The 12794-nt window shown below is 63.9% G+C and carries 10 protein-coding genes; 4 read left to right on the top strand and 6 right to left on the bottom strand.

The window, feature by feature from the left end; genetic code table 11:
* Positions 1-147: 147 nt before the first annotated feature.
* The 3 genes from NL532_RS27345 to NL532_RS27335 all read left to right on the top strand — a co-directional run bounded on the left by NL532_RS27345 (position 148) and on the right by NL532_RS27335 (position 3336).
* On the top strand, positions 148-789 hold the full coding sequence (locus NL532_RS27345) for a ThuA domain-containing protein (protein WP_023827992.1): 642 nt from the start codon (positions 148-150) through the stop codon (positions 787-789).
* Positions 790-928: 139 nt separating this feature from the next.
* The gene (locus NL532_RS27340; RefSeq protein ID WP_023827993.1) at positions 929-2035 is read left to right on the top strand and encodes an OmpA family protein; all 1107 of its coding nucleotides are present in this window, start codon (positions 929-931) and stop codon (positions 2033-2035) included.
* 56 nt (positions 2036-2091) lie between these two features.
* Positions 2092-3336: a caspase family protein gene (locus NL532_RS27335; protein WP_023695269.1), complete on the top strand. Its 1245-nt coding sequence runs from the start codon at positions 2092-2094 to the stop codon at positions 3334-3336.
* A 58-nt stretch (positions 3337-3394) separates the two neighbouring features.
* Here the strand turns inward: NL532_RS27335 and NL532_RS27330 are convergent, their stop codons facing one another.
* Positions 3395-3958: a DUF6931 family protein gene (locus NL532_RS27330; protein WP_023687008.1), complete on the bottom strand. Its 564-nt coding sequence runs from the start codon at positions 3956-3958 to the stop codon at positions 3395-3397.
* A 229-nt stretch (positions 3959-4187) separates the two neighbouring features.
* On the opposite strand from NL532_RS27330, the gene NL532_RS27325 reads away from it, so the two are divergent.
* Positions 4188-4724 (top strand): OmpA family protein, encoded by a 537-nt coding sequence (locus NL532_RS27325; protein WP_023682635.1) that lies wholly within the window; start codon positions 4188-4190, stop codon positions 4722-4724.
* 79 nt (positions 4725-4803) lie between these two features.
* Here NL532_RS27325 and NL532_RS27320 read toward each other — a convergent pair whose 3' ends face one another.
* The 5 genes from NL532_RS27320 to NL532_RS27300 all read right to left on the bottom strand — a co-directional run bounded on the left by NL532_RS27320 (position 4804) and on the right by NL532_RS27300 (position 12714).
* The gene (locus NL532_RS27320) at positions 4804-6417 is read right to left on the bottom strand and encodes a caspase family protein (protein ID WP_023695271.1); all 1614 of its coding nucleotides are present in this window, start codon (positions 6415-6417) and stop codon (positions 4804-4806) included.
* 264 nt (positions 6418-6681) lie between these two features.
* Entirely contained in the window at positions 6682-9078 is a 2397-nt protein-coding gene (locus NL532_RS27315) for a M23 family metallopeptidase (RefSeq protein WP_023827994.1), read from the bottom strand.
* Entirely contained in the window at positions 9075-9536 is a 462-nt protein-coding gene (locus NL532_RS27310; protein WP_050485828.1) for a DUF1036 domain-containing protein, read from the bottom strand. Before NL532_RS27310 ends, NL532_RS27315 begins: the two co-directional genes overlap by 4 nt.
* Positions 9537-9547: 11 nt before the next feature.
* Positions 9548-11959: a serine/threonine-protein kinase gene (locus NL532_RS27305; RefSeq protein ID WP_023714862.1), complete on the bottom strand. Its 2412-nt coding sequence runs from the start codon at positions 11957-11959 to the stop codon at positions 9548-9550.
* Positions 11956-12714, bottom strand: a complete 759-nt coding sequence (locus NL532_RS27300) for a PP2C family protein-serine/threonine phosphatase (RefSeq protein ID WP_023692196.1) — start codon at positions 12712-12714, stop codon at positions 11956-11958. The genes NL532_RS27305 and NL532_RS27300 overlap by 4 nt, the downstream gene beginning before the upstream one ends.
* Between the last annotated feature and the right edge of the window lie 80 nt (positions 12715-12794).

Genomic DNA, 12794 nt, shown 5'->3' with positions numbered 1-12794 from the left:
AGCGCGGCCAATCGGTCCTCATCCACGGAATTCATCGCCGGTTCGTGATTTCCGACCAGAAATGCCCGTCCCAGAATGCCCATCATGGAAGGAAGACAAAAGCGTTCCGCTTGCCTATCAATATTGCCGACCAAAGGAGAGACGAGCATGAGCAAGACGGCACTGATTTTCTGGGGCGGATGGGAAGGCCACACGCCGGCTCGCAGCGCCGCTGTCGTCAGCGAGATATTGACCGGGCATGGCTTCGAGGTGCGGACAGAAGAGGGCACATCGGCGCTTGCCGATCCGCAGCTCCCGGCCATCGATCTGATCGTGCCGGTGATCACCATGTCGACGATCGATAAACCGGAGCTGCAAAACCTCACCGCCGCCGTCAGCGGCGGGACCGGCCTTGCCGGCTTCCACGGCACCATGGGCGACAGTTTTCGCAACGAGCCGAACTATCAGTTCATGACCGGCGGCCAATGGGTCGCGCACCCCGGCGACATCATCGACTACCGTGTCGACATCATCAGCGACGATCCGATCGTCAGGGGTATCGAGGGTTTTGCCTACCATTCCGAGCAGTATTACATGCATGTCGACCCGAGCAACGAGGTGCTGGCGACGACGACGTTCAGCGGTGAGCATCTCGACTTCATCGACGGCGTCGTCATGCCCGTGGTCTGGAAGCGCCGCTATGGCAAGGGCCGCGTCTTCTTCAGCGCGCTCGGCCACACCGCGGATGAGTTTTCCGTGCCGCAAATGCGCACCATCTTCGAGCGTGGGGTGCTGTGGGCCAGCCGGTAACCGGGGCCTGTCCAAGCAAGCAACGGCGATATCACGCCTCCGCTACTCGCTAAGCCGCGGCTAACGCACTATGGTGGCTGAGGTGACGACGTTCGACCGCCGTCATCGCAACTGAAATGTGTTGTCACGGGGGGCATGCATGTTCGGGGTCGTCGGATTAGTAAGGCATGGAAAGCCGTCGCAGCGCTGGCGTCCGCCGGCTCTGGTGGTCGTGGTGTTCGGCCTGTTGCTGCTTGCGCCGCAGGCGGCCAACGCGCAGCTGAACTGGACGCTCGATCCGGCGAATTCGACACTCACCTATCAATCGGTGAAGAAGAACACCATTGTCGAAACCAACAAGATCAGGAACCTCTCGGGCACGCTGACATCGGATGGCGCCGCCAAGGTCACGTTCGACCTCAACTCGGTCGACACCGGCATCGACCTTCGCAATGTCCGCATGCGCTTCCTGTTCTTCGAAACCTTTAAATTCCCGACGGCGGAAGTGACGGCGAAAGTCGATCCCGCCGCTTTTGCCGATCTCGCCACCAAACGGCGCATGAGCGCGCATATCCCGTTTCGCCTAAGCCTGCACGGCGTCGACAAGGACCTTGAGGCCAATGTAGTGGTCACCATGATCACCGACAGCATGGTGTCGATCGCCTCGGAGGCGCCGGTCGCCGTGCATGTCGAGGATTTCGGCCTGTTGCCCAACATCGAAAAACTCCAGCAGGCGGCCAATGTCAGCAGCATCGTCCCGACGGCTTCGGTGTCGTTCGACTTCGTCTTCACCGCTGATGGGGCCAAGCCGGCGGCGGCGCCTGCCGTCGCCGCCGCAGCCCCAGCCGATGCCGGGCCGGTCGCCACAGATGCAGGCAAGACGTCCTTCAGCGACGATGAATGCCTGAACAGGTTCGAGGTGCTGTCGCGCACCGGCGCCGTCTATTTTCGCCCAGCCAGCGCTCGGCTCGATGAAAAGAGCCGCCCACTGCTGGCCGAGGTGGTCGGCGTCGTCGGCAAATGTCCGAAACTGAAGGTCGAGGTTTCGGGCCACACCGATTCCGACGGCTCGCCGACGGCCAACAAGAACCTGTCGGAACGGCGCGCCAAGGCGGTCGCCGACGCGATCATCGCTGCGGGCATTCCATCGGCGCAGATCACGGCTTCCGGCTATGGCGAGGAAAAGCCGGTGGCGCCGAACGATACGCCGAAGAACAAGGCGCTGAACCGGCGGATCGAGTTCTCCGCCACGCCGCTCTCCAACTGAGCCGGTCCTTAACTGAGAAGGCCCGTCAACCGAAAAGGAATCCGGTGCGTTTGGACATGATTGCAAGTTGCGGCAACTTCATGCGCGGCATCGGCCTCGCCGTGCTGGCGCTTGCGTTGACCATGACCATTACCATGACCGCGGCCAGTGCCGAACGCCGCATCGCCCTGGTGCTCGGCAATTCCCATTACCGGAACGCGCCGGTGCTGCCCAATCCGGTGAACGATGCGCAGGCAATGTCCGATCGCCTGAAGGGGCTGGGCTTCGAAATCGTCTCCGGCCTCGATCTCACCAAGGCGCAGACGCAGGAAAAGATCGCGCAATTCGCGCGGCAGGTGCGTGGCGCCGATATCGCGCTGTTCTTCTATGCCGGTCATGGCCTGCAGGTCTCGGGCAGGAATTACCTGCTGCCTGTCGATGCGGCGCTGGAGGACGAGACCTCGCTCGACTTCGAAGCCGTGCAGGTGGACTTCATCCTGCGGCAGATGTCGCGCGAGACCAGCATCAGGCTGGTGTTCCTCGACGCCTGCCGCGACAACCCGCTCGCCGATGTGCTTGCCAAGGAGACTGGCGGCGACAGCACGGCAAGCAGCGGCCTTGCCGAAATACCGATCGAGAATGGCGGCGCCGGCACGCTGGTCGCCTTCGCTGCCAGTCCCAACCAGCTCGCCTATGACGGACCGGGCGAGCACTCGCCATTTTCGGCGGCGCTGCTTGCCCATATCGGCGAGGTCAACGTCTCGATCACCGAAGCGATGAACCGGGTTACGTCGGATGTGTTCAAGGCCACAGCCGGACGCCAGCGGCCCTGGATCAACGTTTCGCTGACCACCGATGTCGTGCTTCACAAGGTCGATCTCAAGGCGCCGCTGATCGTCGGCGATTCCGGCCCGGCTGCGCCCGAAGGCGATACGCAGGCGCGCACCGGCGCGGCCGCCAATCCGCCGGGTACGGACGCCGGCGAGCAGGCGCTGGAACAGCTGCGTGAGGAAATTCCGAAGCTGGGCTCGGACGCGCCAATCCTTTTCGATGTTCCGGTCAATTTCGGCGACCCGGCGATCGACGGCAAGAGCATCGCCCAACTCATCCAGGGCAAGCCGCACTTCAGTCCGGTCGAGGGCCTGGAAAAGTCCGTCTGGGACAACCAGTGCAGCAACTGTCATCAATGGACCGAGGAGCGGCTGTGCGACCAGGCCAAGACCTACGTCACCAATGATGCCTCGGTGTTGCGCCTGCAACACCCGCTGGGCACGCGCTTCAAGGTGGCACTCGGCAAATGGGCGCAAAACGGCTGCAAATGAGACCGCCAACAATGGGTTGGATCAGATTTCAATGAAATCTCATCACGATCCAGAGCAATCAGGCTCGGCGCAGCGCCTCGGTTTCGGCCAGATGGATGCCCATCTCGACAAAGGCGGTGAGCACGGAGAAACGGTCCGCCACCGCAACCCGCGCCAGTCCGGCCAGTATGCCGGCATTGACGGCATGCGCAGCCGGCAGCGGCCGCAGCCTCGACCCGTTGGTCTGCGGCGTCAGGCCATTGATGTGCCGTTGCGCCGCTAGCGCGATCCAGCCGGCAGGCGTGTGCTGCTGCGTCATCGCCGCCCCGGCGACAGCCTCCCGGCGGGTTGCATTGTTGGGGTCGCCGACCCACTCCTGGATCAGTGTCAGCGTTGCGAGGTCCTGCTCTTCGAGCAGCTCGGTCAGATGCCCCAGGCACTCATGGCCCCACCAGATTGCGGCCCGGTCAGGCAGGAGATAGGCGCAAAAGGTAATCGCTTCCTCGGGGATGCGCCCGGCCATCAGCCGGCGGCAGAACTCGAGCGAGGGTTGGTCGGTCGGAACGGCCGTCATGTCCCGAGCGACAGCCGTGTTCGCGGCGAAGAGATCGCGTGCGGTCTGGAATCGAAGCCCGTTGACCATCGCTGCTGTTATCCTCCCCCAGCCCTCACTCAACCCGCCTGCGAGGCGCGGGTCAAGTCTGTCGACCACCACATGTCCATGACGTTGTTCACAGACAAACGCCTCACGGTTTGGTATATTCCACAGCCGACCGTGATCTCGACAGATCATTGTCGAACAGGAAGAGTTGGCCCGGATCCATGGATCGGGCCTGAGTGAAAATCGGATGCTCGAAACGGGAGTAACCGTTATGCAGCGGCACATTTCAGTCTTGGCATTGGCGACCGTGCTTTTCTCGACTCACGTCTATGCCGACCCACTTCAGAAATCGGAAGACATTGTGAAGTTCTTTGCCGGCACGATCGATCACGGCGCGGCACGCGGGATTTGTGTCGGCACCGAGGACGAGTGCAAGAGCAAGACCGGCCAGAAAGAAAAGCCTCCGGAGAAGACCGGCCTCGATATGCTGATCAATTTCAGCCTGGATTCGTCCGAGCTCGACGCCAAGGCGCGCAGCGAACTCGACGAATTCGCCAAGGCGCTGAAGGACGATCGGCTGAGCAAGCTGTCCTTCGTCGTCGAAGGCTATACCGACGCATCCGGCTCGGCGACCTACAATGAGGGGCTGTCGCAGCGCAGGGCGCAGTCGGTGACGGCCTTCCTCGAATCCAACGGCATCGAAGCCACCCGCATCAAGGCGGTCGGTCTCGGCGAGGCCAATCCACGCAACCCCGACCCCTACGATCCCGTCAATCGCCGGGTCGAGATGCGGATCAAGGCGCAGTAGCGTCGCCGGCTGCGTTTTCCGGCCATCAACGCCGCGCGTCCAACGGACACGCGGCGTTTTTGTCGTTCGATGTGATCGATCAGTTCTTGAGCACGCCGCCGACCGCTACGCCGGTGCCGAAGATCAGCGCCTTGGTCAGGAAATCATTGTTGTCCCGCGGCGGCGGCTCATCCTCGCGCACGACCTCCCGGTTGCGCCTTTTCTGCACGAACTGCTGCTGTCGGCGCGGCTTCTGGGCGTACTGCTTCTTGCGTGGCTTTTCCGCCACCGGCTTCAGCGTGCGGGCCTTCTGCACCATCTGTTTTTTCGGCTTGTCCACGCCGGCCTGGTCGGCCTCATGCTTGGCACGCACGGCCTCCATCATCGGATCCGTCTGGATAACCAGGAATGCCAGTTGCTCGCGCGTCAGGAAGGTGGTCGGAGGCAGCCCGTTCCCCTCTTGCCAGTCGCCGATCGCTTGCCGGGTCTTGGCGCCGATATTGCCGTCAACGCGGCCAAGCTCGTTGCCCAGCGCCTCGACGCGCAATTGCAGGTCGATGCGGCCCTGGCGATCGAGACCGATCGCGTTCTCCGTCGCCTCGGTGCCCAGCACCTTCTTCATGTCGTCCGAAATGCCGACCGAGGTGCGCACGGCAGAACCCGAGTTCGCTTCGTCGGCATCGAGCGCTGCCACCTGCCGTTCCTGGGCTTTCGGATCGTTCAGCGCATCGATGTTGAGCCGCGCCACCGTGGCGAAGCGGCCATTCGGGAACTGTTCGAGATAGGCTTCGTAGAATGGCGCGGTGTTGCGCTTCGAGGCCTCGTCCCAAAGCCGCTGCTCGACTTCCCACGAAGGCGGTTCGCTGGTGACGGGGGCAGGGGCGGGCGCTGTCGCGGCGTTCGCGTCGTCGGCGGCCGGTTTTGCCACCGGCACGGCTTCGGCGGCCGGTTTGCCAAGGAAAACCTCGCGGCCCAGCGATGCGTTGTGCCATGGCCGCTGGCGGCCTTGCGTGGTCTCGGCCACTTCGCCGCGCACCCGCGTCAGCGCGCTCTGGATCTCGATGCCGGGTTCGGTCAGGTGCCTGGCGAGCGCGGTCGAGTAGGGGCTGTCGACGCCGTTGCCGTCAAAGGCGATGGCGCCCGGGTCGGTGGCATAAGCAATCAGGATGCCGCCGGTGCCGACGCCCTCTGATTTAGGGTCGATCGGCGCCAGGCCGGTGCCCAGCGCGGTGGAGCGGGTCTTCGGCATCGCGGCCGCCAGTGTGCGTGCCAGCGGATTGTCGCGGCAGGCATCGAGGATGATGACGCCGACCGCCGGGTCGGGTGGCAATGCGGCCATGAAGTCGTCGATCTGGACGGTGCGGGTCTTGAGATAGGCAGGTGACGTCAGTTCGGCGTCGACCGGGATCAAAAAGTTCTTGCCGTCGACCTGCATGCCGTGGCCGGCATAGAAAATGACGGCGAGGTCGGCATCGTAGGACTGCTCGGTGAATTTGCTGATCAGGCTGTGCATGCCGGCATTGTCCTGGTCGACGCCCTCGATCACCTCGAAGCCGGCATTGCGCAGCGTCGATGCGATGAGATGCGCGTCATTGGCCGGATTGGGCAATTCGACGGCATGGACGTATTTGCTGTTGCCGATGACCAGCGCGACGCGTTTGACGCCACCGGCATCCGGCGCCGCCGCCTGGACGGTGCCAAGCGCGGTCAGCATTAACAGAAAAAATCCGCTCAAAAGGACGGCAAACGCTTTCATGGGATCGGCCCTCCGCCCCAATGGGGCGCGTTATTGATGGCTGCGCATGCTAAATTTCACCAGCGACTGTATCGCTTCTGCCAAAATGGCTGTTGGGCGTATGTGATCCCAGCCACAGTTTTGGTTCACAAGGACCCAAAACCTTCCCAAATATCCGCAAACATACCATTCGCCGGCCTCAGAACCAATCGGCTTGGCGAAAGCCGGGGCGAACTGCCAGCTCTAGCCCGGCTCAAGAGTATTTTGGATCGAGCCGACCAGTGCCGTTATCGCCTGCTTGTATTTTTCGAACTCCGGCGATGTCTGGCGGACTTCCGTCGTCGTCTGCTGGCCCGCATCGGTGGTGGCGGGCGTCGGCAATTTGCGGCCCATCTTCCGTTCCGCCCAGTCGACGACGTAGCTGGCGGTCTTGCCGGCAAGAAACGGGTTGGCCTGGATAACGGACGAGCCGAGCACGGCGCTCAACTGCGCCGATCCCGGCGACGCCAGCACCTGATGTGCGCCTTCCATGCCGAGGAAATGGCAGAGATAGAGCCGGCCGGCGGTAATCTGATGGCCGCGCGCCTTGAGATAGGCTTCGCCCTCGCGCGCCAGATTGCGCACCATCTCACGCGAGATGGTGGCGTCGTAGCGCAAAGCGAGCAGGTCTGCGGTCGACAGCGATCGCGCGAGTTCGGGACGATAGGTGTTCATCATCCGGATCCAGGTCTTGGATATGAACTGGCCGGCGCCTGTCGCCGAAGACAGCGGGTTCTTGGCCCGCGCGCTACCGCCCGATTCGACGTGGACGATACGGTCGGTCAGCGTTTCGACGGCGGGATCGCTGGAAGTGACGGCGATTGCAGCGGTCACTGTTCCGAGCGGATCGATCGCCTGACCGCTCTGGTAGAGTTCGAAATGCAAATGTGGCCCGGTCGACAGGCCGGTGGTGCCGATATAGCCGATGATGTCGCCGGCCTTCACCTTGGTGCCGACACCGCTGGCAATGGCGAATTTCGACATATGCGCGTAGCGCGTCTCGCGGCCGCCGCCATGGGCGATCTTGACCACATTGCCGTAGCCGCCGCCGTCGCCCTGGAAGATGATCTCGCCGTCGAAGGCTGCGGCGATCGGCGTCCCCACGGGTGCTGCCCAGTCGACGCCCTTGTGGATGCGAACAACGCCCAGGATCGGATGCTTGCGCGGCCCGAAGGTCGACGTCATGACACCGTTGACCGGCGTCACCATGCCGTTGGCCACCGTCAGCGAGCGCACCTGGTCATCGCCCGAGACGCAGGAAAACTGGCCGTCGCTCTGCTGGAAAACGAAACAATCCAAGCTCTTTTGCGTGCCTTGGATACCGACATAGAGCACCCGTCCGTCGGTCTCGTTCTTGCCGCGCGGCGTCTGCGAATAGATCAGCACAAGACGCTGGTCCTCGCTGGCGAAAGCATCCAGATCCTGTCCCCGCGACAGATACATGATGGCTTCGCCAATGATGCCGCTCGGCACATTGTTGCGGGCCGCCGTCGAATAGATCGCGTCGAGCAGGCGGTATTGCCGTTTCTGCGTGCCTTCGGTCTCGGCGCCCGAATAATTGAACAGGTCCTCGCGCACCCACGGGTCGACGCCCGACACGAAGGCACCGGCCGCGTTGCGTGTCAGCGTGCCGACAAAGACGTTCCTGGCGTAGATCGAGACCTGCATCAGCGACATCGTCGTGGTCTCGCGCGTCGGCCTAAAGCCGCGCATCGCCACGACATAACCAGGCTGCAGGCCGTCCTTGTCGAACAGCGCCTTCAGCGCCTCGCCGGCAAGCTTTGCGTCGTCGGCGGAAAAATGCGCATCGAGCGCCACGCTGTCCAGGCTGCGGTCGTTGAGGATTTTCACGAAAATGTCCTCGGTCGCCTCGAAGCGCTGATATTCCGAGCTGACGTTGGCAACGCTGGTGTTGTTTTCGACCGCTGTCTTCTGAAAGGCGGGGAGTGCTGCTTCGCCCTCATCGATGGTCTCGCCCCAGCCGGCCTCGGGGTCATCGGCCGCCGCCGATGCACCCGGAGCAGCCTGCGGGTCAGGAGCTGGGCCGGAGGCCGCCGGAGCCCCGTCCGCGCCGGGCGATGGTTGAAGATCGTTCTGCAGGTCATTCTGCGGATCGTTGGGTTCGGCGGGTGGCGCGACCGCGGTCTTCCGCTGCGCCTGGAAGAAGGCGAAATCCTCCTGCGTCGAGGGGATCGTCGTCATGAATTTTTCGCTGGCGCTCAGCATCACGTCGGAGAGAACCATGATCTGAGGGGAGATGCCGGCCTGGTCGAGCTCCGTCGGGCGCGGCATCCCGCGGCTCTTGGCGGCGCCCGCCTCCGGCGCCAGTGTGATCCACATCGGGTCGCCGGCAAGGTCGATGATGGCCGGCACGTAGACCGATGCGTCGGCCGGCACGTCGTCCGAGCCTTCGACGGCATGCAGTTCCTCGTCCTCGTCGCGGAACGACCAGTAGTCGGCGGTAAGATAGAAGCCGGTGGCAATCGCGGCGAGGACGATTGTCGCCAGGCCAGCCGCCAGCCCGAGCCAGATCCTGCGCCTGCGTAGCGCGGCGCGCGCCTGCTTCTTTGCCTTGAAGCTGGTGTCGATGCTGTGCGTCACGGTGCGCTTCCGGTCAGGAAGAAGGTCCAGCGCACCTGTTCCTGCGTGTCGACTTCGAGAAACTTCGCCGCGATATGGCCGCGCTGCCAGCATTCATCGATGCCGCGGATCGAGAACCGCCGCCGCTCGATGCACATGTCGGTGGAGCCTGCCAGAATGGCGTGGCCGAAGACATCCGTCGCGTAGATGTAGATGTAGCGGTTGGTCAGCTCCTCGCGAATGACGTTGACGCATTGATTGGCGCCGATGGTCCACCAGCCATCGGTCTGGTCGGCATCGTCGACCTTCTGACCGACGGCAAGATTGACGACGTCGAGCGTCTGGTTGCAGACGGTGAATTCGGCGCGCGCATGCCCGGTGGAAAGAAGCGCCAGCAACAGCGTCGCGACCGCGCTCGCGGCGAGCTTCACGCGCACGTTCCGGGCAAGCAGGACGGGATCTCGGCGACGGCGTTGCATCGGCGTCGGTGCTAGCCGCCGAGGCGGAAGTATTTGGCGGTCGCCGAAAATGCCGAACTCCTGGCGCCGATCTCGTCGAGGATCCTGGGCAACAGCACCGAGGCCGGCGTCGGCGTTGTGAAGTCCGCCGCCTTTATGTCCTGCGGCCCGGTGATCACCATGATGATCTGCGGCAACGCCTTGCCTGCCGCCTTGTCGGCGGCGCCGAGCCCGATCGGGATCGAGAAGGTCGCCTTGTCGGCTTGTACGACAACATGATCGTCGAGGTTGAACGCGATGCCCCTGTGGTCGATCAGGAACACGCTCGACACCAGCCCGCCATGCGTCATCAGCGTGCCGTCGATCGGCGAGCCGTCCGGCACCGATGTCTGGTCGAGGACAAGCTGCGGCCTGTCGGCCGTGCTCGCGCCCATGAAACGCAGGAAGCCGGTGATCCCGCATTGCGGGGGCTGGATAAGGCGGACGCTGATATCCGGCTCGACATGGAACTTCGCCTGGAATTCCCCAAGCAACTGTTCGAAGGGTGGCACCGACGTGCCGAAGCCCTCGATCGCGACACCCTTGTCGGCGACCGACGTCACCGTCGCAAAAAAACAATCACCACCATTGAAGGCGCGTACCCAGGTGACCCGCTCCGCGGCCGCATCGGCCGGTGGCGGCACCTCCGGCTTGGGCACGTTCATGGCAATGTCGGGCTCTGCCGGCTTGTCGGCCTGCTCACCGCTGGCGATATCGGGCTGGCTCGGCTTAGGCTCCGCGGTCGGTTCAGGCGCCTGCGTGTCCGGCTTGGGCGCCTGCGCGGTCGGTTCAGGCGCCTGCGCCTTGGGCTCGGGCGCTTGAGCGGTGGGTTCCGGCGTCGGTGCTGTGGGTTTGGGGGCCTCGGCCGTCGGTTCAGGTGTTTGCGTGGCTGGCGCTGTCGCCTTGGGCTCTACCGGCGGACTGACAGGCTCGGGGTTCTTCGCGGCATCGGACTGTGACGGGCCGGATGGCGGTTGCAGCGCGACGGTCTTGTCGGTTGGTGCGGCCGGCAGCGGGGCCGTGGCGCTCGACGCGACTGGCGGCGTCGGCTGCGGCTCGACCGGCGCTTTGGCCTGATCTTCAGCCGGAGTCTCCGCTGGTTGCGGCTTTGGCACCGTCTTCTCGACCGGCGCAGTGTCCGAAACGGGCTTGTCAGCGACGATCGGCTTTGTCAGTTCGGGTTGGAGCGGCTTGCCGGTGTCGGTGACGCGAGGCCGGTCTCCGAATCCCACGATACCCGATGCATAGAGCCCTCCAAGCGATACCACGGCCACCGCCGACAGCACCGCGATCGTCAGATTTCTGCCTGTAGTAGCACGCTTCGGTGGTGTGCTTGCTCGCTTGGGAGTTTCAGCAGCCGGTTTCGGGTGCGACAGGTGCGCCGGGCGCACGTGCGGCACGAAAGACGGCTCCGCCGTGCCGCTTGGCGGGGCCGAACCGAAGCCTTGGGCCGGCGAGTCCCCGACCTTCGAGACAGGCCCTGCGGTCTGCCCGGTTCGCGGCAGACCGGGCCGGGGCGCGAGCGAGGCCGGCGGCAAGGTCGCGTCGCTGTCGTCGCGCGTCAACCGGGCGATTTCGGCCATGCTGGCCGGTCGATCATCCGGGTCAGGCTGCAGCATCGCTTCGACAATGTCCCTGAAATCGGCATCGATGCCGGAGAGATCAGGGACGGTCCGCCGTTTTTCGACGATCTCGTATTGCGAGCCGCCCATATCGATCGGCTTGCCGCGCAGCGCCGCCGCCAGCACCAGCCCCAGGCTGTAGATGTCGGACTGTTCGCTGACCTCGCCGCCATAGAGCCCGAGTTGCTCGGGGGAGACGTAATTGTATTTTCCGGCAAACTTGCCGCCGATCAGCGTCTCGCCACCGACCGCGGCCGATCGCGCAATGCCGAAATCGATGATCTTTGCCCGCTCGACCCGGCCGCCCGGCAGGATGATGTTGTCGGGCGACAGATCGCGGTGGATGGCGCCGGCCTGGTGCACGGCGCTCAGGCCCGAGGCTAGCCGGTGGCACAGTTTGCGCACATCCGGAGTCGCCATCGCCCCGCCGCGCATGACGTCGTACAGCGACTGGCCGTCGACGAATTCCATCGCCAGATAGGGCCGCCCGATGCCGGGATCTATGGTGAAGACGTGGTAGCGCACGACCGCGTCATGCGACAGATGGTTGAGGATCGAGGCTTCCTTGCGAAACAGCGACAGGATCGTCTGATCGCGGGCGAATTCCGGCAGCACGATCTTGATCGCGACATGATCGCCGGTCTGGATGTTGTGGCCGCGATAGACTTCGCCCATGCCGCCCGACGCGATGCGTTCGTCGAGCTCGTAGATGCCGCTGAGCTGCGTGCCGACGCTGGTATCCGCCATGTTGGGCAATAGCCGGGTCTTGTCGTCGGAGCTCATCGGTCGCGGCCTTCTGCTCGGGACAGGCCATTGCCTTTGTCTCTGATCTTGACCAGAACGATGGTGACGTTGTCCGTGCCGCCGCGCTCAAGCACCATGGAAAGCAGCTTTTCGCAGGCAGCCTGCGGCGCTGCCGAGAGCACTGCAGCCGCAATCTCCGCGTCACTGACATGCGCCGTCAGGCCGTCCGTGCTGAGGATGAAAATGTCGCCGGCAAGGGTCTCTCCCTGCTGGAAGTCGATGGCGATTTCGTCGTTGACGCCGATGGCGCGGGTGATGACGTTGCGGCGCGGCCAGTTCTCCGCTTCGGCCGCGCTGATCGCGCCGCTGTCGAGCAGTTCCTGGACCTCGGTGTGGTCGCGCGAAATCTGCGAGATCGCGGCGTTGCGCACGAGATAGACGCGGCTGTCGCCCGACCACAGGCAGGCGAACCTGCCGTCCATGGCCAGCAGTGCGGCAACGGTGGAGCCGATGGTCACGCCGCGTGAGCGCGAAATCCGGCGGATCTCGGCATGCGCCCGGTTCAGCCGATCCTCAAAGCGGGCGCGCAGATCCGGCGCCGAACTGGCGATGCCGATCGTCGCCAGATGCTCGACAATGCTTGCCGAAGCGACTTCTCCGGCCTCGTGCCCGCCCATGCCGTCGGCCACCACCCAGAGGCCGATCCGCGGCTCGACCAGAAAGCTGTCCTCATTGTGGTCGCGCACGCAGCCCTTGTGGCTCACGCCGTAGCTCTCAAAGGCGGCATCGTTCACTTGCCTACGCTCCGCAACGCCTTGGCTGACGTGCCTGGCCAGTCTGCCACAGCCCCATTCATTAGAGTATCGAAATCTAA

The sequence above is a fragment of the Mesorhizobium sp. C120A genome (assembly GCF_030323105.1).
Classification (GTDB): Bacteria; Pseudomonadota; Alphaproteobacteria; order Rhizobiales; family Rhizobiaceae; genus Mesorhizobium.
The sequence above is the reverse complement of the archived record's forward strand: the minus strand, read 5'-3'. Positions and strand labels throughout refer to the sequence as shown.